Source organism: Amycolatopsis sp. NPDC054798 (genome assembly GCF_053611505.1).
This window is the reverse complement of the sequence record NZ_JBSHAM010000025.1, coordinates 18,275-43,087: the sequence shown is the minus strand read 5'-3', so window position 1 is coordinate 43,087 and position 24,813 is coordinate 18,275. Positions and strand designations below refer to the sequence as shown.

The window sequence follows — 24,813 nt, the reverse complement described above, 5'->3', positions numbered from 1 at the left end:
GACCATGATCGATCGTGTCGGGCCGGGTGAACTTGCCCGGACGCCCCGCCCGCCGTGCGGGCCTGGGAACTACCGCATCACCGCACCGCCTTCACCAAGGCGGGCACGAAGACCGACGCGTCGATCGTGCCCCAGCCGCTCGCGATGTCGTAGCCCGGACCGGCCTTGAAACCTTCGACGTCGTACTGGCTGTTGTCGCCCTTGGTGACGTCGACGATCCCGGCCGCGGTGCCCTTCGGGCCCAGCTTCGAGTACAGCGCCGGATTGATCTGGCCAAGCCGGCCGTGGTTGGCCTGCACCGCCAACGCCAGCACACCGGCGAACAGCGGCGCCGACTGCGACGTGCCCTGGACACCTTCCATGCTGATGTCCGGGTACGCCCGCATCGTGCTGCCGGTGATCGTTTTGACCCGGTTCTGCCAGGACGGCCGCGCGTACGCCTTCGACAGGCCGGCCCCCTCGCTGAACCCGTTGTCCGCCGCGTTGACCAGGTCGTCCGGCTGGGTGCGGACGCCGTTCGCGTCCAGGTGCAGCTGGGTGCCGCCGAGCGCGGTGACGTTCGGGTCGCTGGCCGGCCAGCTCGCCACGCGGTACGGGTACTTGCCAGGGCCCTGCAGGTACGACCCGGTCGGCCCGTCGTCGCCGGACGACGCGATCAGCGTGACGCCCGCCCGGCTCGCCCGCTCCAGCGCCGGGTCGAGGGTCTTGATCGACTCGAACGACGGGAAGTTCTCCTCGGTGGTGCCGAAGCTCATGGAGACCACGTCAGCGATGCGATGCTCGGTCATGTAATCGACGGCGTGCATCATTTCCGGCAGGCCGGCGAAGCCCTGCGTCTCGGCGACCGGGGTGGCCGCGACGACGATCTTCGCGGCCGGAGCCATCGCGTGGATCATCGTGACGTCGAGGTCGGTTTCCCCGCCCCAGGACTGGCAGGTGGCGGTGTCCACCCCGGGGTCGGTGCACGCGGGCACCGCACCGGACGGCTGCAGCACCTCGACGTTCGCCGGCGGCAGGCCGTGCTGTCGCGAATACTCGTCCAGCACCTGCTTGACCTTGTCGTCGCCGAACGACACCAGCGTGGCCACAGTGGACCCGGCGCCGGTGATGCCCTGGTTCCACAGCTTCGTGGCGTTGTACGCGCCGCTTTCCTTCGGCAGCTTGGCCATCGCCGCGTTGAGCCGCGCCACCCGCTCGTGCACAGTGGTCGCGCCGACGAACGACTGCGCGGCCGCCGAGAAGTGGTGTCGCGAGGGCTGCGGCGGTGCTGGCGCGGCACTGGCCGGTGCCGCCACCACGGCGGCGGCGAGCGCCACGCCCGCCAGCAGGGTCATCGGCCGCCCGAATCCCCGGACGGCTGATTTCACCCGGAACGTCATGCTTTTCTCCTATCGACGCAGGCCAGTGCTCCCACTCTCGGACACGCGGCCACCGGCGCGACATCGACTTTCGTCGGGCGTTTTCCTGAGTACGGCGGGGAAAACTGCCCGATGTCCGTAATGTGCCTGATCATCCGGACGCCTCCTCGGCACCGGCCGGCCCCGGTGGACGGTTGCCGCGCAGCAACCCGCGAACGGTGTCGATGGTGTCGGCCTCCCCGGGGTCCTTGTCCGGCCGATACCGCACCACCCGCGCGAACCGCAGCGCCAGCCCGCCCGGATACCGCGTGCTGACCTGGGCCCCGTCCAGTTCGATCTCGACCACCGTCTCCGGTCGCACGTGGACGGTCCACTGGTCACGGTGCGTTTCGATCTCCTGGAACCGCTCGGTTTGCCAGGCCAGCAGTTCGTCGGTGAGGCCCTTGAACGTCTTGCCCACCATGATCGGCGGCCCGCCGTCCGGATCACGCGCGCCGAGGTGCAGGTTCGACAGTTTCCCGGTGCGCCGCCCGTGGCCCCATTCCGCCGCCAGCACCACCAGGTCGATGGTGTGCACCGGTTTGACCTTCAGCCACGCCCGGCCGCGCCGTCCGGCGGCGTAGATCGAATCGAGGTCCTTCACCATCACGCCCTCGTGCCCGGCGTCCATCGCCGCGTCGAGCACCGCGGCCGGTGATTCCGGCCGGACCGAGCCGGGGATCACGTGCTCGCCCGCCACCCGGCGCAGCGCTTCGTTGCGTTCGGACAAGGGCGCGTCGAGCAAGTCGACCCCGTCCAGATGCAGGCAGTCGAAGAAGTACGGCCGCAGCAGCAACGCCCGCACCTGTTCGTCCCGCGTGCTGCCGAACCGGCTCATCGTTTCCTGGAACGGCCGCGGCCGCCCGTCGTCGGTGAGCGCGAGGGTTTCGCCGTCCAGCACCACCGATTCGCACGGCAGCGCCCGCACCAGCTCGACCAATTCGCCTACGCTGCCGGTGATCTCCCGCAGCGTGCGCGTGTACACGTGGACTTCCGTACCCCGCCGGTGCACCTGGATCCGCGCACCGTCCATTTTGTACTCGACGATCGCGTTCCCGTTCTCCACCACGGCTTCCTCCAGCGATTCCGCCGGAGACGCGAGCATCGGCCGCACCGGACGGCCCAGTTCGAGGCCGAACTCCGCGAGCGCCGCCGCGCCCCCGGTCAGCGCCGTCTGCCCGGTGACCGGCAGCCGCCCGGACAGCATGAACGCGCGCCGCACCTGGTCGACCTCCACCTCGGCCGCCGCCGCGATCGCGTCGACCATCACGCCTTCCAGTGCGCCTTGCCGCAGCTCCCCAGTGACGAGCCGGAACACGAACTCCTGCTCGGCGCGGGTCAACCGGGAGAACAGCGCGGTGAGCGCCTCCGCCCGCCGCTTCACCGAACCCGCGCCCGCCGCGGCCGCGACCTCCGTGAGCGCGACGTCGACCTCGGCCACGGACACGGCGGGCGCGGCCGCGGGTTCGACGGCGAGGTCGGCGAGCGTGCGCCAGCCGGCTCCCAGCCGGTCCTGCGCGGTCTGCCCGGTGAGATACGCGATCACCGCGGGCAGTTCGCCGGGTTCGGCCGTGCGCAGCACACTGGCCAGCACGGCGATCTTCGTTTTCCGTGACCGCGTGGCCGCCAGTTCGGCGGAGGCGGTGACGAGGTCGGTGAACAACACCCGGCCATCATCGCCCCCGCCACCGACAAAAACTCCCGCTCCAGCCTCGACCGGGTGAAAAAGAGCTGGTCAGGCATCCGGACGAGTGCAGTACTGGTCCAGCAGCCCCTGTTTCGTCACACACGGCGTGTACCCTGCGTCCTGCAGTTCCGCCCGCGCCGTGCTGCTGCGCAGATAGTCGATGAACTGCTTCAGCAGCGAATCGTTCTCCGGCACGCCCTTGGTGTAGAGGTACTCCACCGTCCAGAAGCGATAACCGGCGTCGATGCTGGTCGCATCGGGGTAGCGATCGTCGAGTTTCGCCATCGAGACCTGGCCGTTCGCCGCGGCGATCTTGGCCGCCGGCACGTCCGCGTAACCGATGGCGCCGGGGGTGTCGCCGACGGCGCGCAGCAGGTCGTCGGTCGTGCCGCGTTCGCAACGCACCACCGCGGCGCGCGGGGCGCGGATCGGCGTCCGGCAGTCGTCCGAGGAAAGCCCCGGCTCGGCCGCGCCCAGCACCTTTTCCTCGAAAGTCTTGCGCGTGCCCGATTCCTGCCCGCGGCCGACGACCCGGATCGGGATCGACGGACCCTCGCGCAGTTGCGACCAGTTGGTGTACTTACCGCTGAAAATGCCGCGCACCTGCTCGCCGCTCAGGTGGTCGAGACCGACGGATTTGTTCACTACCAGGCTGTACACGAGCACTGCGACCGGTTGCGTGACCAGATCCGGCCCAGCGTCGGAGGCCTTGCCGTCGGACAGCACTGCCAAGCTGTCTTTTTGTTCTGCTGGCAACGGTCCCAGCTCGCGCACCGCAGACACACTCCCGACCGCCTGCGTGGTGATGGTCGCGCCGGGACACTGTCCGCTGTACTCCGTCGCGATGTCCTTCATGATCCGCGCGAACGCACTGGATCCGTGCACCGCAAGGGTTCCGCTGCCGCATCCGGGCGCGGGTCCGCGCGACGCGGCGACGAGCAGCATGCTCAGCAACGCGCCGGTCAGCAGCACTCCGATCGCCACGGTGACCACCGGCCACGACAGCCAGCGTTGTTTCCGTTCGTCCTTGATGCGCCCGCCGCTGAGCCGTCCGGTGACGTCCAGTTCTTTGGACAGCGGCCCGCCCCGCCAGTCGTCCGGTTCGCGCAGCACGACGACGAGCTTGAACTTTTCCCTTCGCTTCAACGAAAGCTGTTCGAGCCGGACACCGTGCCACTGCGGCGTCTGCGCGGCCGGGGCCGGGCTGTCGGGTTGCCGCAGGAAGCCGGACAGCCGCTGCGACAACAGGGCGCGCACGCCGGACAGTCGCGCGGTGTCGGATTCCGGCGTAGGCTGATCATGAGTAAAGAATTCAAGCCCGTTTCGGACCACTTCACGCAGACCGTCCTTGGCGTCAGACACGCGCGCGTCCCACACCACCCTCCGGCCGAAGGTGAACTGCAGCGGGTGTTCCCAGTCGTCCGGGCCGATGTCGAAGCTGCCGGTGTTGCGGATGCGGATCACGACCACGCTGAGCGGTTCCAGCAGCTGCACCGTGCGCACGAGTTCCGGATCCGCTTGCACCGCACCGTTTTCCTGGTCGCTGAGCGTGACCGGGTTGAGGCCGATCTTGGAGTTGTACAGCTCCCGGTAGATGACGCGCCTGCGGCGGATCACGTAGCGGTCGACGATCGGGGCGAGGATCGTCGCGCCCGCGACGACCGCGATCGGCACGATGCCGCGATCGGACGTGAGCACTTCGGCGAGCGCTCGCAGGACGTCTCCGAAGCTCACGGTTGCCTCCCCCTGGCCGCTCCCGAGAATGTCCACAGTAAGCGTCAGCCAAGGGACCCCTCCCCGGTGCACCAGGTGTTCACCAGCGGTTCAACCCGCCGACGCGATCCGCTCCACGGCGGCGCGGAGCCGGTCCGGCGGGAGCGCGGCGTATCCGAGCACGAGACCCGGATAACCCCCTGCGGCATGGGAATAAGTCGACAACGCCGGGGCGTGTACGCCTGCCGCGGCGAGTTTTTCCTGCAGTCGTACGTCATCGGTGCCGTCCGGGAGCCGGACGACCAGGTGCAGTCCGGCGGCGATCCCGACCGGCTGCCACTGCGGCAACCGCTGAGCGAGGGCTTCGATGAGCGCGTCGCGCCGGGCGCGGTACAGCCGTCGAGTGCGGCGCAGATGCCGGTCGTAACCGCCGGTGGCGATCAGCTGCGCGAGCGCGGCTTGCGGGAGCGGCGGGCAGCCGAGGTCGTGCATTTCCTTGACCCTGGCCACGGCGTCGCGCAGGCGCCGCGGCGGAATGAGCCAGCCGATCCGCAACGCCGGCGCGAGCACCTTGCTGACGCTGCCGATGTACGCGACGTGATCCGGTGCGAGCGCGCGCATCGCGCCCAGCGCGGGACGGTCGTAGCGATGCTCGGCGTCGTAGTCGTCTTCCAGGATGAGCCCGCCGGTTTCCGCCGCCCAGGCCAGCAGTTGCCGCCGGCGTTCCGGATGCAACGCGACACCGAGCGGGAACTGGTGCGCGGCGGTCACCAGCACGATCGAGCAGTCTGAAGTGGACAGTGCGTCGACGTCGATGCCTTTGTCGTCGACCGGGATTCCGACCGGACGGAGCCCGTGGTCGCGCAGCAGGTTCGCTTGCCCGTGGTGACTCGGGTCCTCGACGGCGATGCGCTGGTCCGGCAGGGCGTCGGCCAGCAGCGACAACGCTTCCGCGGCTCCGCTGGTGATCACGATGTCGTCCGGATGAGTCGGCAACGCGCGGACTCGTCCGAGGTAAGCGGCCAGTTCTGTACGCAACGCCGGATGCCCGGTCGGGTCGGGGTAGCCGAGGCCGAGATCGGGCGTGGCGTTCAGGGCTTCTCGTTCGGCGGCAAGCCATTCGGCCCGAGGGAACGCCGACAACGCGGGCAGTCCTGGGCGGAGGTTGAACTCCCACGCAGGCGATTTCGCTGCGCTGGCCCGAGGATTCGGCGCGGTACCGTCGATCGGCGCGACGCGAGTGCCCGAACCGTGCTTGCTCAGCAGGTAACCCTCGGCGGTGAGCTGCTCGTACAGCGCGGTGACGGTGCCGCGCGCGACCCCGAGCTGGCGGGCGAGATCGCGGCTCGACGGCAGCCGGGTGCCGACGGCCAGCCGTCCGGTGCGGATCGCGTCGCGCAACGCGGCCTCGACGGCGCGGCCCCGCCGTCCTCCGGCGGCAGCGGGCAACAGCAGCTCCCGGATGGTTTCCACGACCCGACAGTACGGCGAAGTGGTCCAGTTAGGCCAGAGTCGAGTGGTCCTTCTGATTGGACCACTCTTCGCTGAAGACTGAGCGGCGTGAAACGGTCGATGGTGCTTTCAGGGGTGGCCGGCGCGGTGCTGGTCGGCGGATCGGTGCCGGTCACCGGCATGCTGGACGGATATCCGGTGATCACCGGGCAGGCGTTGCGGTACGCGCTGGGCGGTGTTCTGCTGTTGATCTGGGCGAAGGTCACGCGCAGTCCGCTGCCCCGGCCGAAACTCGGCGATCTGCCTACCCTGCTCGGCCTCGCCGCGACCGGGATGATCGGGTTCCAAGCCTGCCTGCTGCTGGCACAGCGCTACGCGGAACCCAGTGCGGTAGCGGCGTTTCTCGGGGCCAGCCCGCTCGTGCTCGCGTTGATCGCGCCGATGCTCGACGGCCGCCGTCCGTCGGCTGCCCCGGTCGTCGGGTCAGTACTGGCTGGGCTCGGCATCGTGGTGCTGTCCGGCGGCGGATCCGCCTCTGCGCCAGGGTTGTTGCTGGCCGCGCTGGCGATGTTGTGCGAAGCGTCGTTCACGCTGCTCGCGGTGGGATTGCTGCGTCGGCTTGGCCCGTTGGGTACCTCGACGTGGGGCTGTTTTACCGCCGCCGTAAGCGGTTCCGTGGTCGGGACGGTAGTGGATCCAGCCGGAGCCTGGCGGTGGCCGAACGGGCGCGAACTCGTCGCGTTGCTGTTGCTGGCCGTCGTGGTGACCGCGGTGGCTTTCGTGCTCTGGTACAGCTGCGTCGTGGAGCTGGGCGCGGACCGGGCGGGGGTGTTGATCGGGCTGATGCCGGTGTCCGGACTGGCTGTGGCTGTGTTGATCGGCGCGCAACGGTTCGAGCTGGCGGACCTGGCCGGGGTCACGCTGGTCGCTGCGGGAGTCGCATGTGGACTGTGGAAACGCGAAGCGGCTCGCCCGGAACTGCCCGAACGAGCCGCTACGACCTGCTGAGCGCTACTTCCCGCCGCGAGCCATCCGCAGCACGTCAAGTGCTTCGTCCAGCTGCGCTTCGGTGAGCTTGCCGTCGCGGACGTACCCGCGTTCCAGCACGACCTCGCGGATCGTCTTGAGTTCCTTGAGCGCCTGCTTCGCCACCGCAGCCGCTTCCTCGTAGCCGATGTACTTGTTGAGCGGCGTGACGATCGAGGGCGACCCCTCGGCGTACTGCCGCGCGCGCTCGGCGTTCGCGGTGACCCCGGCGAACACCTTGTCCGCCAGCAACCGCGAGACAGCGGCGAGCAGCCGCGCCGATTCGAGCACGTTGCGCGCGATGACCGGCAGGTTCACGTTGAGCTGGAAGTTGCCCGCCGCGCCGGCGAACGCGACCGCCGCGTCGTTGCCGACGACCTGCGCGACGACCTGCAGCGTCGCCTCCGGAATGACCGGGTTGACCTTGCCCGGCATGATCGACGAACCCGGCTGGAGGTCCGGCAAGGCCAGCTCGGCCAGCCCGGTGCGCGGGCCGGAACCCAGCCAGCGCAGGTCGTTCGCGATCTTGTTCAGCGACACCGCGACCGTGCGCAGGTGCCCGGAGGTCTCGACGACGCTGTCCTGCGTCGCCTGCGCCTCGAAGTGGTTGCGTGCCTCGGTGAGCGGCAACCCGGTGATCTGCGCCAGCTCGGCCGACACTGCCGCGCCGAAGCCGTCGGGCGCGTTGAGTCCCGAGCCGACCGCGGTGCCGCCGATCGGCAGTTCGCCCAGCCGCGGCAGACCGGACTGCAGCCGCTCGATGCCGAACCGGATCTGCGCGGCCCACGCGCCCGCCTCCTGGCCGAGCGTGATCGGCACGGCGTCCATCAGGTGCGTGCGGCCGGACTTGACGACGTCCTGCCACTCCTCGGCGCGCGCCTCGATCGCGCCGGCGAGATGCTCCAGCGCCGGGACGACGTCGGTGAGGACGGCCTCGGTGGCAGCGACGTGGATCGTCGTCGGGAACGTGTCGTTGGACGACTGCGACGCGTTGACGTGGTCGTTCGGATGCACGTCGCGGCCGAGCGCGCGGGTCGCCAGCGTCGCGATGACCTCGTTCGCGTTCATGTTGGACGACGTGCCCGAGCCGGTCTGGAAAACGTCGATCGGGAAGTGCTCGTCGTGGCGGCCCTCGGCGACCTCGTCGGCGGCCTTCGCGATCGCGTCGGCGACGTCGGCGTCCAGGACGCCAAGACGCGCGTTCACGCGGGCGGCGGCGGCCTTCAACAGGCCCAGCGCGCGGATCTGGGCGCGCTCGAGACCGCGGCCGGAGATGGGGAAGTTCTCCACGGCACGCTGCGTCTGCGCGCGGTAGAGCGCGTCGACCGGGACGCGGACCTCACCCATCGTGTCGTGTTCGATCCGGTATTCCTGTTCAGCCATACCCCCGATTCTGGCCCCGATTCGCGCAACCGGCCGGGTGTTGTCGCCCACCCCGGTAGGCTCGGTTGTGTTCTCGATCACCGCCGCCCACCACTGGCATGGAGCGAGCCTCATGGATTACGACCTCGTCGTCATCGGAGCCGGACCCACCGGCCTCTTCGCCGCCTACTACGCGGGATTCCGCGGCCTTTCGATGGCTGTAGTCGATTCGCTGCCCGAACCGGGCGGCCAGGTCACCGCGATGTACCCGGAGAAGATGATCTACGACGTCGGCGGGTTCCCCGCGATCCGCGGCCGGGATCTCGTGCAGGGTCTCGTGGACCAGGCGGCGCCGTGGAAGCCGGACTACCTGCTCGGCCGCAAAGCGGAAAAGCTGGAGAGCGTCGACGGCGGCCTGGAGCTGACCCTCGACGGCGGCGACGTGCTGCGCGCGGGCGCGGTTTTGATCACCGCGGGCATCGGCGAGTTCACCCCGCGCCCGCTGCCCGCCGGAGACGGCTGGCTCGGCCACGGGATGGTCCATTTCGTCCCGTCGCTCGCGGTCCACGCCGGCCAGCACGTCGTCGTGGTCGGCGGCGGGGACTCGGCGTTCGACTGGTGCCTGGCGCTGCATCCGGTCGCGGCGAGCGTGACGCTCGTGCACCGCCGCGCGAAGTTCCGGGCCGCCGAATCGATCGTGCGGCAGGTGCGGGAACTGGGCGTGCGGCTGGTCACGGACGCGGAGGTGTCCCGGTTCGTCGAAGCCCCGGACGGCTCACTGACGGCGGTCGACGTGACGGTGAAGGGCGGCGCGGGTGAGCAGCTGCGTGCGGACGCTGTGGTCGCGGCGCTGGGATTCACCGCGGATTTAGGGCCGATCGAAAGCTGGGGGCTGGAAATCGATCACCGCGCGATTTCGGTGGATTCGACTATGGCGACGGCGCGGGCGCGGGTTTACGCGGCTGGGGACGTGGCGGCTTATCCGGGGAAGGTGAAGCTGATCGCGACCGGCTTCGGGGAGGCGGCTACGGCGGTGAACAATATCGCGGTGGCGTTGAATCCGGAGGCGCATTTGTTCCCGGGGCATTCGAGCAACGTCGAGTGATGTCTCGGTCGAGTTTCGTCGGAACGAAAGGCTGACTAGCCGCTTTCTTCACTGCTTGTCCTATGGAAAGAACCCGTACGCGGTCTTCAATAAAGCCCGGAAAGGAAGCTCTCGGATCCTGTCGATAGGACAAGAGTGCTGGTCATGGCGTCGAAGATGGTCAGGAAGTCGACCTCTGAACAGTCTGCCTGCGCATTGCGGCGTGGCCAGGGTCGTTCCCGCTGCGCAGACCTTGGCTGAATCAGCCGGTTTTCTCCGCGATCCACGGCCGGTACGCCACCGCCGAGGTCGCGATCGACGGAGCCGATCCGCACGTCGGCGACCGGTTGCCCGGGCGGCTGACCATCCCGGCCAGCACCCACCGGTCGCCGTCGCGGATCAGTTCCGGGCCGCCGGAATCGCCGTAGCACGAACCGGATCCGCCGGGGCTTTCCGTGCACAGCTCGGACGTTCCGTCGAACGTCGACGTGCATTTCTCACCCGGCATCAGGTGAGTGTCGAGCTGGCGAAGCGACTTCGAGACCGGACCGCAATTCGGGGTCGCGCACGTCTGGCCCCAGCCGATTACCCGGACCGCAGTGCCCGGTTCGGCCGAACCGCCGATCGCGATCGGCGCGGCTTTCACCGGTGCGGTCAGCCGGATCAAGCCGACATCGCCGGTTTGCGTTTCAGCGTTGAAATGCGGATGCAATACGAATTCCGCCGCCTTCGGAGTTTCCCCGCCCTCCTCCGCGTCGTTGCTGCCCACGCGCAACCCGATCGTCGCCGGGTCCTTCGCGGACAGGCAGTGCGCCGCGGTGACCACCCAGGTCGGCGTGATCAGCGAACCGCCGCAGAACAGCGCGCCGCCCGAGGTGTGCAGGGACACCGCGAACGGATACGGCTGGTCCGCGTCGGTCCCGCCGACGATCGACGGTGCGGAAGGGGCCGCCGAAGAGCTGCCCGCGCCGAGCGCGACTCCGATGAGGACAGTCAGCACCAGCGCGAACAGCCGTTTCGACACCGGGAAACTCCTTGGCAGATCAGGGAAGCGGGGGCACCACGCGCTCGTCCTCGTCGAGGTCGAGGTTGCCGTCGAAGTTCACGGACGAGTACGCCCGCAGCTTCTCGAGCCGGTGGTAGCCGTCAATCATTCTGACCGTGCCGGACTTGGACCGCATGACGATCGACTGCGTCGTCGCGCCGCCCGCCCGATAGTGGACGCCGCGCAGCAGGTCGCCGTCGGTGACGCCGGTCGCGCAGAAGAACACGTTGTCGCCGGTGACCAGGTCGTCGTTGAGCAGGATCCGGTCAAGGTCGTGGCCGGCAGCGAGCGCCTTTTCGCGCTCCGCGTCGTCCTTCGGCCACAGCCGGCCCTGCAGTTCGCCGCCGAGGCACTTCATCGCGCACGCGGCGATGATGCCCTCGGGCGTGCCGCCGATGCCGAGCAGCATGTCGACGCCGGTGGTCGGCCGGGCCGCGGCGATCGCGCCCGCGACGTCGCCGTCGGAGATGAACCGGATCCGGGCTCCCGCCTCGCGGACCTCTTTGACCAGCTGCTCGTGCCGCGGCCGGTCGAGGATGCAGACCGTCACGTCGCTGACGCTGGAGTTCTTCGCCTTCGCCACGCGCCGGATGTTCTCCGCGACCGGGGCGGAGATGTCCACCTTGCCCGCCGCGTCCGGGCCGACGGCCAGCTTCTCCATGTAGAACACCGCGGAGGGATCGAACATCGCGCCGCGTTCGGCGACGGCGAGCACGGCCAGCGCGTTCGGCATGCCCTTCGCCATGAGCGTGGTGCCGTCGACCGGGTCGACCGCGACGTCGCAGTCCGGGCCGTCGCCGTTGCCGACTTCTTCGCCGTTGAACAGCATCGGCGCTTCGTCCTTCTCGCCCTCGCCGATGACGACGACGCCGCGCATCGAGACGGTGGAGACGAGCTGGCGCATCGCGTCGACGGCAGCCCCGTCGCCGCCGATCTTGTCGCCTCGGCCGACCCAGCGGCCAGCCGCCATCGCGGCTGCCTCGGTCACCCGCACCAGTTCCATGGCGAGGTTGCGATCAGGCGCTTCGCGTCGGCTGCGGTCACTGGCGGTGGTCATGGTGGCCTCCCGGAACACGGTTCGTCAGCGGGTGCCCAGTCTGTCAGATCCCTAGACCACCTGACCGATTCAGCAACGCATGGTGCACGTCACTCTGTGTCGTCGTCGGTCTCCACCGAGGCCAGTGCGGCCTCGATCCGCTCGCGAGCGCCCTCCAGATGTCGTTCGCACACCTTGGCGAGCCGCTCGCCCTTCTCCCAGAGTTCGAGCGACTGCTCCAGGGAAAGCCCGCCGGCTTCGAGTTCCTTCACGACCTCGACGAGCTGATCGCGGGCCTGCTCGTAACCGAGTCCGGCGGTATCTGCTTCGCTCACGTTCTCCGACCTTGTGGTGCACGGGGCTGTTCGCGCAGAGTACCGCGCTCGGCCGACATTCCCGGGGAGGCTCGGTCAGTCTCCTAGGTTCAGTTGCCAGCCATTGCGCTCGGCGTCGTCCGCGTCTTTCCACATGGTGCCGCGATGGTCGTTGCCGACGTGCACGCCGTAGCGCTCGGCGCTCGGTACCTCGGCGAATTCGAAGGTGAAGGTCCGCACCCAGACGCCGTCAACGATGTCGGTTGGGCCGCCGCTGCGGTGTAAAGCTGTGGTAGCGACGACCCGGCCAGTCTCGTCTACGAGGGTTACTTGAGCGCCGTCGCTGATGTCGCGGTAGCCGTCGTACCCGTCGGCAGCGGACCTGGTGCATTGCATATCGCACCGGAGGGACAAAGTGCCGCTGAGCGGCCCCGTGCTCGCCCCGAACACGGCGATCAGGACCGCGGCGAGTGCACTAGCCAAGACGACCGGGCCGCCGATCCAGAGAAGTAGCTTGGCACGACTCGGCGTAGGCGGCGGTGGGGCTGGAATCGGCTGAGGGTATGCGCCCGGGTCGGCTGTCATCGTCCTGCCTCGCTCTCTTCGTCGTGAATGAGCGAATAGACGTGTTGACCACTCTGATTGTTACATCGGGTGACGTGCCGCTGGGCTTAGCTCGATCAATTGTCAACGGCGCAAATGCGCCCGCTGCGGGCAAGCGACCACCGCACTCGCCATCGCGTGGTCGTACCCGACGAACGCCAGCGCGAACTCCTGCCCGTCACCGTCCGCGATAGCGTCCTCGAGGTTCTCCTGCGCGCTCGCCACCCGCCGCCGATGTCCGGTTCCTTCGGCGAACCACCACCGGACGCCGACGTGCTCGGACGTCGCCTCGGACAGCCGCCTGAGCTGCGGGGCCAGCCCGCGCCGGGCCGCGGTGCCGCAGCCGGCGAGCAGGGCCGTCCAGCATTCGTCGGCGGCGCGGTCGGTGACCAGGGCCTGCCGCAGCAGGAGACCGGCGTTGAGCCGGGCGGCGGCGTCCACCGTGAGCGGGAGGAACGCCGGGGCCCGGTGCATCACGGCCGGTCTCCTTCCGGTACGGGTGTCGTCGGCTCGACGGATTCGGCCACCGTGTGGACCGCCCCGTCGGCGACCCGTACGCGCAGCTGCGCTCCGTCCTCGATCTGGGAGACGGAGCGGAGCACGTGGAGGTTGCCTTCGGAATCAGCGAACTGGACGACGGCATAGCCGCGCGCCATCGTGGCGGCCGGGCCGAGCGCGGTCAGCCTGCCCCGCGCGTTCGCGACCTCGGCCTGGTCCTTGGCGAGCAGGCCGAGCATCGCGCGACGGCCGCGTTCGCGATGCATTTCGACGTCGCTGAGGCGGCGGTCGATCGGGCCTAGCGGATCGGCCAGCGACGGACGGCTGCGCAGCTGGGTCAGCAGCCGCGTCTCCCGGTCGACCCAGCCGTGCAGCGCGCGACGGCCGCGGTCGCGCATCTGCCGCACCCGCGCGGTTTCCTCGCGGACGTCCGGCACGATGCGCTTGCTCGCGTCGGTCGGGGTGGAGCAGCGCAGGTCCGCGACGTGATCGAGCAGCGGGGTGTCCGGCTCGTGCCCGATGGCGCTGACGATCGGCGTGCCCGCGGCCGCGACCGCCCGGCACAGCGCTTCGTCGGAGAACGGCAGCAGATCCTCGACGCTGCCGCCGCCGCGGGCGATGACGATCACGTCGACGTCCGGATCTTTGTCCAATATGGACAGTGCGCGGAGGATTTGCGGCACGGCCTGCGAACCCTGCACAGCGGTGTTCAACACCTTGAACAACACGTGCGGCCAACGCGCCTGCGCGTTCGCCAACACGTCCCGCTCGGCCGCTGACGCGCGTCCGGTGATCAGCCCGATTCCCTTGGGCAGAAAGGGAATCGGCCGTTTCCGCTCGCGGGCGAACATGCCTTCGGCGGCCAGCAGCTTGCGCAGCCGTTCGATCCGTGCGAGCAGTTCGCCGATGCCGACCGCACGGATCTGGTCCGCGCGCAGGCTCAGCGTGCCGCGGCCGAAGAAGAACGACGGCTTGGCGTGGATGACCACCCGGTCGCCTTCGCGCAGCGGGGTCGGCAGTTCGCGCACCAGCCACATCGGACAGGTCACGGACATCGAGACGTCCGCGGACGGGTCGCGCAGGGTCAGGAACGCGGTCTGCGTGCCGGGCCGCGCGTTCATCTGCGTGACCTGGCCTTCGACCCAGACGTCGCCGAGCCGGTGGACCCAGTCGCCGATCTTGCGCGCGACAGTGCGGACCGGCCAGGGGTTCTCCGCGCTGGTGGCGGGGTCGTTGCTCACTGGCCTTCCGCGGGGTCGCCCGGCTGTTCCTCGGCCTTGCGCGCGTTGCCGATCCGCCGCGCGAGCATGCCGACGAACGACGCGCGGTCGGCGTGGGACTTCTCGTACTCCAGCAGTTCTTCCAGCTGGGGCACGGTCAACCGGCGCAGCCGGGCGCGCAGCTGCGGCAGGGTCAGCTCGTCGTAATTGCCCAGGCCGGCCGGGCCGGAGCTGTCGTTCTCGCCCTCGGGGTGGTCCTCGGCGAGCGCACGGGTCTCCTCGACCCACGGGTCGTCGAGGGTTTCCGCGGCGAGGTCCGGCGGCTGCGCGCGGTGGCCGTTGGTGCGCGGCTCGGGCAGGTCAGGCAGATCGCTGACCGGCACGAGCGTGGGCCGGGACGGGGCGAATTCGGGCTCGGCGTCCTCGTCGAACGTCGCCCAGCTGGGCGTGTCCTCGACGGGACGCAGCATCGACAGCGCGTCGTCGCCCTTGATGGCCAGCTCGGTGACCTGCTGCTGGACGCGCATGGACAGCTGCAGCACCTGGCTCACGACGGTGACCGGCAGGCCGGTGAGCTGCTTCGGGAGCTCACGAACCCGCTCGGCGGTGGTGACGGCGAGGCCCGCGGCGACCCGGAGGGGGAGCGGGAGTGGCTTCATGGGTCCAGCGTGCCGTATCAGGGCCGTCCTGCCCAACCGAACGGGTGGCCAGGGGCACCGGACGTGACGCCGGGCACAGCCTGAATGGCCGCCGCCATCATCCGAACGAGGACTTCAACCCCGGATCCGCACTGCCCGTACCCTGGAGGCATGACTTCTGCGAGTCCCGGAACCGAACCCGCCGGTACCCCGACGATTTCCCGGTCCGGCGCCGCCAAACGCGTGCTGCTCGCGAAGCCGCGCGGATACTGCGCCGGCGTTGACCGCGCGGTCGTCGCCGTCGAGAAGGCGCTCGAGCTGTATGGGCCGCCGGTGTACGTGCGCAAGGAAATCGTGCACAACCGGCACGTCGTCGACACCCTGCGCGAACGCGGCGTGATTTTCGTCGACGAGACGTCCGAGGTGCCCGAAGGCGCGCTCGTGGTGTTCTCCGCGCACGGCGTCTCGCCCGCGGTGCACGCCGAGGCCGCGGAGCGGAACCTGCGCACCATCGACGCGACCTGCCCTCTGGTCACCAAGGTGCACAAAGAGGTCAACCGGTTCGCCAAGGACGACTACGACATCCTCCTCATCGGTCACGAGGGCCACGAGGAGGTCGAAGGCACGGCGGGCGAGGCACCGGACAAGGTGCAGCTGGTCGACAAGCCCGAGGACGTCGACAAGGTCGACGTGCGCGATCCGTCGAAGGTGATCTGGCTGTCGCAGACCACCCTGTCGGTGGACGAGACGATGGAACGCGTCGACCAGTTGCGCGACCGCTTCCCGACCTTGGCCGACCCGCCCAGCGACGACATCTGTTACGCCACCACCAACCGCCAGGTCGCGGTCAAGGCGATGGCCCCGGAGTGCGACCTGGTACTGGTCGTCGGGTCGAAGAACTCGTCGAACTCGAAGCGGCTGGTAGAGGTCGCGCTGAAGGCCGGTGCGTCGGCTTCGCATCTGATCGACTTCGCGTCCGAGGTCGACGAGGCGTGGCTGGAGGGCGTTTCGACGGTCGGGGTGACCTCGGGGGCCTCGGTGCCGGACGTGCTGGTGATGGACCTGCTGAAGTGGCTGGCCGAGCGTGGGTACGGTCAGGTCGACGAGGTGACCACGGCGAACGAGAAGATCGCGTTCGCGTTGCCCAAGGAGCTTCGGAAGGCCGTCAAGTCCGAGTCCTGAGGCTGCTTTCGGCTCGGGAGTTCGACTGTTGCGGTTGGACTTTCGGGCCGGACTGTGTGCCTGGAAGTCGCGAGGACTGAGCCACGGTCGGCTTTGGGCGAGGGAAATCCCTTTTGCCGCAACGAAAAGGCCGCCGATCCCTTTGCCGGGGTCGGCGGCCTTTTCGTATGTTTGCTAGCTAGGGGCCCGGGTGCTTGGTCAGCCCTCGTCGTCCCAAGGACGTTGGCGGCGAGGCGGTTCCCGGCGAGGCGGTCGCGGCCGTCCAGGCGGCGGCTCGTCCCCGCGCGGCCGACGACGAGGCGGTGGCGCATCTCCCCGCGGATCACGACGACGCGGATCGCCCTCCGGCGGCCGGGGGCGACGCCCCTCGGGCGGCGGCTTACGGCCACCGCGCGGGGCGTTCGGGTCCAGCGGCTCGCGCCGGGGACGGGCTCCCGGGTCGGACGGCGGACGCGGACGTCGCGGCGGCGGAGCGTCGAGATCCCGGTCCCGCGGCGGGCGGCGACGGTTGCCCGGAGGCGGCGTCTGCCCGGTGCGGCCAGCCGGCGGCCGCGAGCGCGGACGGCTCGCGGCGTCGTCCTCGTCCCGGACGCGAGGGGCTTTGCCGTCCTTGATCTTGACCGGCGCGTCCGGATCGCGTTCGCGGTAGATCCGGAAGAAGCCGAACAGCAGCGTGACGCCGGTGGTGACCGCCATCGTCGGGAAGCCCTTGATCAGCGGCGTTCCGATGTTGAGCAGCTTCGACAGAGTGTCGCTGGCCTCCGGGCCCCCGCCGGTCAGCAGCACCACGCCCGGCACGGTGACGGCGAGCACCAGCGGCGGCTGCACCATCGGACCGAACAGTCCGCGTCTTTGCACCGCGCCGACCGCGATCACGGCCCCGAGGAAGTAGCCCGCCTTGAAAACGAATCCGAGGCTGCCGGTGGACTTCTCGTCGATGATGGCGCCGAGCACTGCCAAGCCGAAGCCCACGAGCACAGCCGCCCACCAGGGGAGGCCGCGCCTCGTGCCGACGACGAGACGCTCGTCCCACGGCACGGGGGCGTCATCGGCATCAGGATCGCTCTGGCGATCGCGTATCGCGGTCACGAGGCACACCGTAGCCCGTACTTGTCACGATCTTGTTGGCACTGCCGAGGACAGCACGAAGCAGCCACTCGACCGCATGACATTTCGTTCGGTCGAGCGGTACTCGCGGTACGGCCTGCCCGCCCCGCTCCGCTGGACGGGGAACCAGTGGACCAGACCTCTGACCAGCGGTGATACCGGCGGTATGGTCTGGCTGCCCGATTTCCGACCCTGCGCTCACCCCAGGCTATTGCACCGGCCGGCCACAGCGACGGCGGCGCCACCGGTCCTGTTCCGGAACATTCGCCGTTCCGGAACTTGACCGGGAATTGACGTTCCCGTGAGCCGCCTGAGCGCCCAGATCCTGCCCGGGCGACGCCGGAACCATGCCCTTTCGCTCGCCGCGACGGCAGTGTCCAACCTGGACTTCGCCGTTTGTTCCGGGCAATCCGGACCCCGAGGTTCGGGCATCCAGCGCGCACGGCAGTTCCCGGCCGCGAGCCACGGCACCTTGTCGGCACGACGGGTCGGTCCATCGCCTTGACCGCCGACGCACGGCCACGGACCGCAGCTCGCCTAGGCTGCGACCCAGCCGCCATGGACTCCGGTTGCCCCACCTCTCGCGGTGACGTCCGAGCCAAGGCGCACTAGGGCGCTCAGCCGGTCCCGCAGTCAAGCCAGCCCTGCCGGTATCCCGTCGCCCACGCTCGTCCCGCCGGACCGACCACGCCCGGGCTCGTTCGGCCGGACTGAGCCTGTTCGGGCTCGTTCCACCGGATCGCCCATGCCTGGGCTCATTCCACCGGGCTGCGCCTGTTCGGCACTTCCGCAGGACCGCGCTTGTTCGGGCTCATGCCGCCGGATCGCACCTGCCAGGCTCACGTCGCTGGACCGTGCCACCACACCCGCCCCCGCCACGCCACACCGGACGCCGTGCCGTCAGGCCAGGCAGCCGAGACCTCGCCTTGCCAGCCGAGTTGCCAGCCTCGGCCGTCACTGCGTCCCAGGCCGTCGTTCTAGCAGCACACTGCCGAACCCGTCCCGCGAGGGCATCCCGTCGATCGTCCGATCGCGACTGTCGAGCCTGCGGCCATCGCGCCGCAACCTCAACCAGCTGTCACTTCGTCTCCCTTCCGAAGCTGCGGCACCGGTGCCGGACTGCCCGACGCGTCGGTGAGCGGCGCGACCGTCGCGCGGAACGACTCCAGTGCCTCGAGTTCCCGACGGCGAGCCGAGACGAAGCGCTGAAGGTGCGTCGTGGACAGATTCAGCGCTTCGACCGCGTTGCCCGCGGCCCGGTGCGCGGCGGCGGCCCCCGCGCGCACTTGCTCGACGTCCTCGACGAGTGCCCGGTCGCTCGCGGCGAACAGTGCCGCCGACGCGAGCACCCCGAATCCGGTGGGGCCGCACAGGAAGACGCGGCGGTCGATCAGCCAGCGCAGCAGTTCGGGATCGGTGTCGAGAGCGGCGACCACGGCCGCGTCGGACGGGACGAACATGATGGTGCCGTAGATCGCGTCCGCCCAGCGCTGATAGCCCTTGCCCGCCAGCTCCGCCGCGCGGGAGCGCAGCTGCCGGACGTGGACGCGCAGCGCGTCGAGCCGTTCCTCCGGGTCGTCGGTCTCGACCGCCTCCGCCCAGATGGCCATGCTCGCCTTCGCGTCGACCGGTACCGCCCGGCCGCCGCCGACATTCAGCACCAGGTCGGGCTTCGCGCTCCCGCCGCCGCCCAGATCGGTCTGCAGGGTGAAGTGCAGTCCCTCCCGCAGTCCGAGTGCGCGCGCGGTCTCCACGAGAACCTGTTCGCCGAGTTCGCCGCGGCCGTGGATCGACGCGAACGCCACCTCGTACCGGCGCAGCGCGAGTTGCTGCTGGTCGCCTTTCGCGCGCTCCGCTGCCACGAGCCGCGCGGCCGCGTCGGCCCGGCGCATCCCGTCGTTGTACAGCCGCCACAGCGCGACGACCGCGACGCACAGGAGCAGTGCGAGCACGATGGCCGCAGTGGTGATCACCGTCTCCACCCGGTCCTCCTTTCCGTCGGGTCCGTCGGGTGTCCGGACGCGAGACATCATGGCGGACCGCACCGACAAAAACCGGCACCCGCGGTCGCGCTGTGTAGCTGACCTGCGACTTTCCAGAATCGAGGCTGGGCGTGTCCGCAGTGGACCTGATCGGCTTCGTACACACGTTCGAGTGGGGCAACGGCGTGCCTGCGGGATTTCGTCGGGGTCTGCTCCTAACGTGGTCGCCGTGAGAGTCCTCCATACGTCTGACTGGCACATCGGCCGCACGTTCCACGGCGCCGATCTGCTCACCGAACAGGAGGCCGCCCTCACGCACATCGCCGAACTCGTCGACCGCGAGTCGGTCGACGTCGTGGTGGTGGCCGGTGACATCTACGACCGAGCGGTGCCGTCCGCCGAAGCTGTCCGCGTCGCCACGGCCGCGATGACCCGCATCCGCCGGGCCGGCGCGGAACTCGTGATCACGCCGGGCAACCACGACTCGGCCGCGCGGCTGGGCGCGTTCGCCGAATTCGCGGCGGCGGGCGGGCTGCACGTCCGCGCGACTGTCGACGGCATCGCCGAACCCGTTGTGCTGCACGACGAACACGGCGCGGTCGCGTTCTACGGCATCCCGTATCTCGAACCCGAGCCGTCGCGGCACGCCTTGGGCGTGCCGGAGGCGCGCGGCCACACCGGCGTGCTCGGCGAGGCGATGCGGCGGGTGCGGGACGATCTGGCCAGTCGTCCGGGAACGAGGTCTGTGGTGCTGGCGCACGCTTTCGTCACCGGTGGCGAGGCGAGTGAATCGGAACGCACCATCGCGGTCGGCGGAGTCGAGCAGGTTCCCGGTTCGGTGTTCGACGGTGTGGACTACGTCGCGCTCGGACACTTGCACGGTCCGCAGACGCTCGCGGAACACCTCCGGTACTCCGGAAGTCCGCTGGCGTATTCGTTTTCCGAAGCGCGGCAACGGAAATCGGTGTGGTTCGTGGATCTCGACGCCACCGGCCTCGCCGAGGTCCGCAGGCACGAGCTGCCGGTGCCGCGTCCGCTCGCGACGCTCTCCGGCGAACTCGCGGCTTTGCTCGAGGACCCGGAGCACGAGCAATGGCGGGAGCATTTCCTCTCGATCACCGTCACTGACCGGGTCCGTCCGATCGATGCGATGCGGTTGCTGCAGGACCGTTTTCCCTATGCGGTGCACATGGATTGGCGGCCCGACGGCGGGGTCGCCGGCACCGAGCTGAAGTACGCCGAGGCGGTGCGCGGGCGCAGTGACATCGAGATCGCGCGCAGTTTCCTCGACGACTGCCGCGGCGCTCCGCCGACCGAACGCGAGGAGCGGCTCGTGCACCTGGCGCTCGAAGCAGCGAACCGGGCGGCGGTGGAGAAGCTGTGAGACTGCATCTGCTGGAGGTGGAAGCCTTCGGCCCCTACTCGGGCCGGGAGGTCGTGGACTTCGACGCCCTAGGCGCCGACGGTCTGTTCCTTCTCCACGGCGACACCGGCGCGGGCAAGACCACGTTGCTCGACGCGATCGCGTTCGCGCTGTTCGGTGTGGTGCCGGGCGCGCGTGGCGACGTCAAGCGGTTGCGCTGCGATCTCGCCGACCGCGATCGGCAGACCGAGGTCGTGCTGGAGCTGACCGTGCAGGGTCAGCGGTTGCGGATCGTACGCAGCCCCGAGTATCAGCGGCCGAAGAAACGCGGCGACGGATTCACCACGCAGCAGGCTCGGGTTTCGCTGACCTGGGTCGGCGAACCGCCCGCCGGGCTGCCGCCGGACGGGAGCATTCGGATCGACGAGGTGGCGCGCACCGTCGAGCGGTTGCTGGGCATGACGGCGGCGCAGTTCTTCCAGGTTGTGCTGCTGCCGCAAGGAGAATTCGCGAAGTTTCTCCGCAGCGACACCACGGAGCGCGAGAAGCTGCTGGAACGGCTTTTCGGCACCGAGCGGTTCTCCGACGTCGAACGCTGGTTCGCGGACCTTCGCGCGGAACGCGGCCGAGCGCTGGAAAAGCGGCAGCAGGAGGTTCGCGAACTGCTCGCCCGCTACGCGCAGGAAGCGCAGCAGGAACCGCCGGAGGAAGGGCAGCCGGAGTGGGTCGAGGCTGTCCTGACCGAAATCGCTGCCCGGGCCGAGGCGGCGGAAACCGAGGCAGCGCAAGCACGTTCGGCGGCGAAGAGCGTTGAGGTCGCATTGCGCGAGGCAGAAGAGGACGCGGAAAAGATCCGCCGGGTCCGCACCGCGCACACCCGTCTGGCACAGGTCGCCGAGCAGGCCACCGAACGTGCGGAGTGGACGGAAGAGATCGCAGCGGCTCGGCGTGCCGCTGCGGTGGTGCCCGAAGCCGAGCTGATGGACCGGCGCACGGCCGAACTCGGCGACGCGCAAGTGCTGGTGGCGGACCGGATCCGAGACCTCGCCGACCTCGGTTTCGACGCGGTCGGTCTCGCCGTCGCCGACCTTCGCGAGCGCGCGGGCTCAGTTCGCGAGGAGGCGGGCGCTCTCGCCGAGCTGGCTGCGGAAGCGACCCAGCAGAAGAGCGACGCGCAACGCCGTGCGGAGCGGCAGAAAGTCGCGGAGAAAGCCACCGAGCAGGTTGCTGGGCTCGCGGAGCGGCTGGCCGAACTGCCCGGCCTGATTGCCGCTGCGCGTACCGAAGCGACGGTGGCTGGCGAAGCGGCGGCGAAGCTGGACGGTGCGAAATCCCGCGTCGAAGAGCTGACGGCGCTCACTCGTGCGGCCGAGGAGTTGCCGCCAGCTGAAGCCAGGGTCGCGCGTGGTGAAGCGAAGCTGCGCGAAGTGGTCGACGAGCACCAGGCGGCTCGGCAACGTCGGCTCGATCTTCGCGAACGGCGTCTCGACGGCATGGCGGCCGAGCTGGCTGCTGGCTTGACTGAGGGAGCGGCTTGTCCGGTGTGCGGGTCGGCCGAACATCCGGCACCGGCCAATCATGACGCGCCGCTGGTTGACGCGGCCGAAGAACGCGCGGCCGAAGAAGCCGAACAGAAGGCGTCGGCGTTGCGTCAGCGCGTGGTGTCCGCGTTGGAAGAGGTCAAGGCGCGGGTCGTCGCCTTGCGCGAGCGGCTGGACGGACGCACTGCGGAGGAAATCGCGACCGCGCTGACCGAAGCCCGCACGGTCGTCGCGGAACTCTCCGGCATTGCGCAGCGCAAGGACCAGCTGAACCGGAAGGTCGCGGAGCTGGAGCGCGGTGCCGAGCAGTTGACCGAACAGCGTCGCTTCGCCGAGCAGACGGTCACCGAGGCGAAGAGCGAGATCCGGGCGTTGGACGAGCGGATGGCCGAACGTGAACAACGGCTGATCGCGGGCCGGGGAGAGTTCTCGGACGTTCCCGCCCGGCGGCAGCACCTGCTCACGTTCGCCGGCGCGCTCGACTTGGCGGCGGAGGCGCACACCGCGGTGTCGGGAGCGGAGGCCCGGCTCGCGGAGCAACGCGATCTGGTGGAAATCTCGTTGCACGCCAAGGGGTTCTCGGCCCTTGAGGAAATGCGCGCCGCGGTCCGGACCGACGAGCAGGTCACGAAGCTCGAACAGGGCCTCGCCGAGGCGAAAGCGATGGCCGCCGGTGCGCGGGAGATGCTCGCGCAACCGGAACTGTTCGGGATCTCGCCGGATGATGCGGTGGACGTCGCGCCGCTGGCCGAGCGGGCGAAGGAGACGCGTGCGCGCGCAGACACCGCTTTTGCCGCGCAGCAAGCGGTCTCAGCACAACACCGCGAACTGGTGAAGCTCGCCGGACGGTTGAGCAAGGCGCTGTCGGAGCTGCGGCCGTTGGAAGAGGAGTACGCCGAACTCCGGGCGCTGTCCGAAGTGGTCAATGGCAGAGGGCAGAACGCGCGGAAGATGTCGTTGCGCTCGTACGTGCTGGCTGCTCGGCTGGAAGAGGTCGCGCTCGCGGCGACCGCGCGGCTGCGGACGATGAGCCAGGGCCGCTACTCATTCGTGCACTCGGACGCGGCCGGCGCGCGCGGTACGAGGGGCGGCCTCGGCCTCGACGTGCTGGACGACTACTCCGGCGCGGTGCGTCCGGCGAAGACCCTGTCAGGGGGCGAGTCGTTCCTCGCGTCGCTGTCGCTGGCGTTGGGCCTTGCTGACGTGGTGGCAGGCGAAACCGGCGGTGCGCTGCTCGACACCCTCTTCGTGGACGAGGGTTTCGGCACCCTGGACGCCGAAACGCTGGACGTGGTGATGAACATCCTCGACGAACTCCGCGCTGGCGGGCGGGTGGTGGGCCTGGTGTCGCACGTCGAGGAACTTCGCCAGCGCATCCCCACGCGGCTGCGGGTGCGGAAGTCCCGCACCGGGTCGAGAGTGGAGCTGCAGATGGCCGGATGAGATGAGGGCGTGCCTGCGGCGGGTGACTGGCCCAAGCTCTTGTGCCGAGGTGGTGCGGGCTGGGTGGGTGGCCGGACGGCTTGGCCTGAAGTGGGTAAGCAGGATGCGGGCGACGCGGCGGCTGGTTGGCCGTGGACGGTTGGCGTGGATCTGTGCGGTGGCGTGCTTGCTGTGGCGGATGCTGGTGGGCGGTTCGCGGGATGACGTGCTGGTCGTGGCGGGAGCAGTTGGTCGGCTAGGTGCTGCTCCGTGCGGCGGCACGTTTGGGCGGCGAGCCAGCGGAGGCGAGGCGGGCCTGGAGCGGTGAGGCCGCGCGGTTGGCTGCGGCGAGCTGGAGTGGCGAGGCCGTGCGCTGCCTGTGGCGAGTTTGGAGTGGCCACTCGAGGCCGCGCGCTGGCTGCGGCGAGCCGAGGCTTTGGCGACGCGGTAGTGCCATGAGCCAGCGTGCTAGCTGCGGCGAGCCAGCCGCGACGAGTCCGGAAGCGGCGGGCCTGCGTTGGAGAGCGGGCGTTGTCGGCGGATCGATCCTCCGCCGACACCTGGCCAACCCCAACCTGGCGAACCCCAAACCCAGCCCAACCCCGCAAGCCACCCCAACCCCGCGCGAACCCGTCAGGCGGACTCTTCGTGGTGCAGAAGCCACCGCTTAGCGTCCACGCCCCAGCGGAAGTTGCCGATCGCTCCGCCGGTCCGGACGACCCGGTGGCAAGGCACGAACAGCGCAGCCGCGTTGCGGGCGCAGGCGGTCGCGGCCGCGCGGACCGCGGACGGGTTTCCGGAGAGGGTGGCGTACTCCGCGTAGCTCACTGGGCTACCGGCCGGGACTTTGCGCAGCATCTCCCACGCATGCTCGCGGAACGGGCCGGAGCGCTGCCGCACCTCGATGTCGACGACGGCGTCGAGGTCGCCGCCGTGGTAGCGGCGGATCGCGGCTGTCGCTGGGCCCAGTTCGCGGCGTTCGGTCAGGGTCGTCGGGGCCAGGGACGGCGAGATGAGCGGCGTCAACTCGGCGACGTCGCCCGTCCAGCCGGAAGCCAGGACGGCTCCGTCGCCTGCCACCACTGCGGTGAACGGACCGATCTTGGTGTCCAAAGTGGACCAGAAGGCGGTGGGCACGGGG

The 24,813-nt window shown here is 69.6% G+C and carries 20 protein-coding genes; 5 read left to right on the top strand and 15 right to left on the bottom strand.

Going from position 1 to position 24,813, the window contains the following annotated elements; genetic code table 11:
- Positions 1-77 precede the first annotated feature (77 nt).
- From ACWGIC_RS17790 to pdxR, 4 genes are all read right to left on the bottom strand, one after another.
- The gene (locus tag ACWGIC_RS17790; protein WP_452077020.1) at positions 78-1,379 is read right to left on the bottom strand and encodes a S53 family peptidase; all 1,302 of its coding nucleotides are present in this window, start codon (positions 1,377-1,379) and stop codon (positions 78-80) included.
- Positions 1,380-1,509: 130 nt separating this feature from the next.
- Entirely contained in the window at positions 1,510-3,063 is a 1,554-nt protein-coding gene (locus tag ACWGIC_RS17785; protein ID WP_452077019.1) for an ATP-dependent DNA ligase, read from the bottom strand.
- Positions 3,064-3,132: 69 nt separating this feature from the next.
- Entirely contained in the window at positions 3,133-4,818 is a 1,686-nt protein-coding gene (locus tag ACWGIC_RS17780) for a PstS family phosphate ABC transporter substrate-binding protein (protein WP_452077018.1), read from the bottom strand.
- 90 nt (positions 4,819-4,908) lie between these two features.
- Positions 4,909-6,270 (bottom strand): MocR-like pyridoxine biosynthesis transcription factor PdxR, encoded by a 1,362-nt coding sequence (pdxR, locus tag ACWGIC_RS17775; RefSeq protein WP_452077017.1) that lies wholly within the window; start codon positions 6,268-6,270, stop codon positions 4,909-4,911.
- Between the two features lie 87 nt (positions 6,271-6,357).
- On the opposite strand from pdxR, the gene ACWGIC_RS17770 reads away from it, so the two are divergent.
- Positions 6,358-7,257, top strand: a complete 900-nt coding sequence (locus ACWGIC_RS17770; protein ID WP_452077016.1) for a DMT family transporter — start codon at positions 6,358-6,360, stop codon at positions 7,255-7,257.
- A gap of 3 nt (positions 7,258-7,260) precedes the next feature.
- Here the strand turns inward: ACWGIC_RS17770 and ACWGIC_RS17765 are convergent, their stop codons facing one another.
- Complete coding sequence (locus tag ACWGIC_RS17765) at positions 7,261-8,658, bottom strand: class II fumarate hydratase (protein ID WP_452077015.1); 1,398 nt, start codon at positions 8,656-8,658, stop codon at positions 7,261-7,263.
- 112 nt (positions 8,659-8,770) lie between these two features.
- On the opposite strand from ACWGIC_RS17765, the gene ACWGIC_RS17760 reads away from it, so the two are divergent.
- Positions 8,771-9,742 (top strand): NAD(P)/FAD-dependent oxidoreductase, encoded by a 972-nt coding sequence (locus tag ACWGIC_RS17760; RefSeq protein WP_452077014.1) that lies wholly within the window; start codon positions 8,771-8,773, stop codon positions 9,740-9,742.
- A gap of 241 nt (positions 9,743-9,983) precedes the next feature.
- On the opposite strand, the gene ACWGIC_RS17755 is transcribed toward ACWGIC_RS17760, so the two are convergent.
- From ACWGIC_RS17755 to ACWGIC_RS17725, 7 genes are all read right to left on the bottom strand, one after another.
- Positions 9,984-10,745, bottom strand: a complete 762-nt coding sequence (locus ACWGIC_RS17755) for a S1 family peptidase (RefSeq protein ID WP_452077013.1) — start codon at positions 10,743-10,745, stop codon at positions 9,984-9,986.
- A gap of 19 nt (positions 10,746-10,764) precedes the next feature.
- Positions 10,765-11,823 (bottom strand): class II fructose-bisphosphatase, encoded by a 1,059-nt coding sequence (gene glpX / locus ACWGIC_RS17750; protein ID WP_452077012.1) that lies wholly within the window; start codon positions 11,821-11,823, stop codon positions 10,765-10,767.
- 89 nt (positions 11,824-11,912) lie between these two features.
- Entirely contained in the window at positions 11,913-12,137 is a 225-nt protein-coding gene (locus tag ACWGIC_RS17745; protein ID WP_037367840.1) for an exodeoxyribonuclease VII small subunit, read from the bottom strand.
- A 75-nt stretch (positions 12,138-12,212) separates the two neighbouring features.
- Positions 12,213-12,512 carry a hypothetical protein gene (locus ACWGIC_RS17740; RefSeq protein ID WP_452077011.1) on the bottom strand — a complete coding sequence of 100 codons (300 nt, stop codon included), beginning with the start codon at positions 12,510-12,512 and terminating at the stop codon, positions 12,213-12,215.
- A gap of 291 nt (positions 12,513-12,803) precedes the next feature.
- Complete coding sequence (locus tag ACWGIC_RS17735) at positions 12,804-13,193, bottom strand: hypothetical protein (RefSeq protein ID WP_452077071.1); 390 nt, start codon at positions 13,191-13,193, stop codon at positions 12,804-12,806.
- Complete coding sequence (xseA, locus tag ACWGIC_RS17730; RefSeq protein ID WP_452077010.1) at positions 13,193-14,458, bottom strand: exodeoxyribonuclease VII large subunit; 1,266 nt, start codon at positions 14,456-14,458, stop codon at positions 13,193-13,195. Before xseA ends, ACWGIC_RS17735 begins: the two co-directional genes overlap by 1 nt.
- On the bottom strand, positions 14,455-15,096 hold the full coding sequence (locus ACWGIC_RS17725) for a lipid droplet-associated protein (RefSeq protein ID WP_452077009.1): 642 nt from the start codon (positions 15,094-15,096) through the stop codon (positions 14,455-14,457). The genes xseA and ACWGIC_RS17725 overlap by 4 nt, the downstream gene beginning before the upstream one ends.
- Positions 15,097-15,246: 150 nt before the next feature.
- Between ACWGIC_RS17725 and ACWGIC_RS17720 the strand changes: the two genes are divergently transcribed.
- Positions 15,247-16,257, top strand: a complete 1,011-nt coding sequence (locus ACWGIC_RS17720; RefSeq protein ID WP_167545280.1) for a 4-hydroxy-3-methylbut-2-enyl diphosphate reductase — start codon at positions 15,247-15,249, stop codon at positions 16,255-16,257.
- Positions 16,258-16,455: 198 nt separating this feature from the next.
- Here ACWGIC_RS17720 and ACWGIC_RS17715 read toward each other — a convergent pair whose 3' ends face one another.
- Together ACWGIC_RS17715 and rmuC are read right to left on the bottom strand one after the other, a co-directional pair.
- Entirely contained in the window at positions 16,456-17,346 is an 891-nt protein-coding gene (locus ACWGIC_RS17715; protein WP_452077008.1) for a DUF6542 domain-containing protein, read from the bottom strand.
- A gap of 1,085 nt (positions 17,347-18,431) precedes the next feature.
- A complete protein-coding gene (gene rmuC, locus ACWGIC_RS17710) occupies positions 18,432-19,346 on the bottom strand; it encodes a DNA recombination protein RmuC (RefSeq protein WP_452077007.1) in 915 nt (304 codons plus the stop codon).
- Between the two features lie 229 nt (positions 19,347-19,575).
- Between rmuC and ACWGIC_RS17705 the strand changes: the two genes are divergently transcribed.
- On the top strand, positions 19,576-20,730 hold the full coding sequence (locus tag ACWGIC_RS17705; protein WP_452077006.1) for an exonuclease SbcCD subunit D: 1,155 nt from the start codon (positions 19,576-19,578) through the stop codon (positions 20,728-20,730).
- Positions 20,727-23,693, top strand: coding sequence for an AAA family ATPase (locus tag ACWGIC_RS17700; protein WP_452077005.1), 2,967 nt, complete (start codon positions 20,727-20,729; stop codon positions 23,691-23,693). The genes ACWGIC_RS17705 and ACWGIC_RS17700 overlap by 4 nt, the downstream gene beginning before the upstream one ends.
- A gap of 612 nt (positions 23,694-24,305) precedes the next feature.
- Here ACWGIC_RS17700 and ACWGIC_RS17695 read toward each other — a convergent pair.
- Complete coding sequence (locus ACWGIC_RS17695; protein WP_452077004.1) at positions 24,306-24,809, bottom strand: methylated-DNA--[protein]-cysteine S-methyltransferase; 504 nt, start codon at positions 24,807-24,809, stop codon at positions 24,306-24,308.
- Positions 24,810-24,813 lie beyond the last annotated feature (4 nt).

Coding starts and splice junctions, on each gene's coding strand:
- ACWGIC_RS17790 (WP_452077020.1), bottom strand. CDS start 1,379: ATGACGTTCCGGGTGAAATCAGCCGTCCGGGGATTCGGGCGGCCGATG.
- ACWGIC_RS17765 (WP_452077015.1), bottom strand. CDS start 8,658: ATGGCTGAACAGGAATACCGGATCGAACACGACACGATGGGTGAGGTC.
- ACWGIC_RS17760 (WP_452077014.1), top strand. CDS start 8,771: ATGGATTACGACCTCGTCGTCATCGGAGCCGGACCCACCGGCCTCTTC.
- glpX (WP_452077012.1), bottom strand. CDS start 11,823: ATGACCACCGCCAGTGACCGCAGCCGACGCGAAGCGCCTGATCGCAAC.
- ACWGIC_RS17740 (WP_452077011.1), bottom strand. CDS start 12,512: ATGCAATGCACCAGGTCCGCTGCCGACGGGTACGACGGCTACCGCGAC.
- ACWGIC_RS17735 (WP_452077071.1), bottom strand. CDS start 13,193: ATGCACCGGGCCCCGGCGTTCCTCCCGCTCACGGTGGACGCCGCCGCC.
- ACWGIC_RS17725 (WP_452077009.1), bottom strand. CDS start 15,096: ATGAAGCCACTCCCGCTCCCCCTCCGGGTCGCCGCGGGCCTCGCCGTC.
- ACWGIC_RS17720 (WP_167545280.1), top strand. CDS start 15,247: ATGACTTCTGCGAGTCCCGGAACCGAACCCGCCGGTACCCCGACGATT.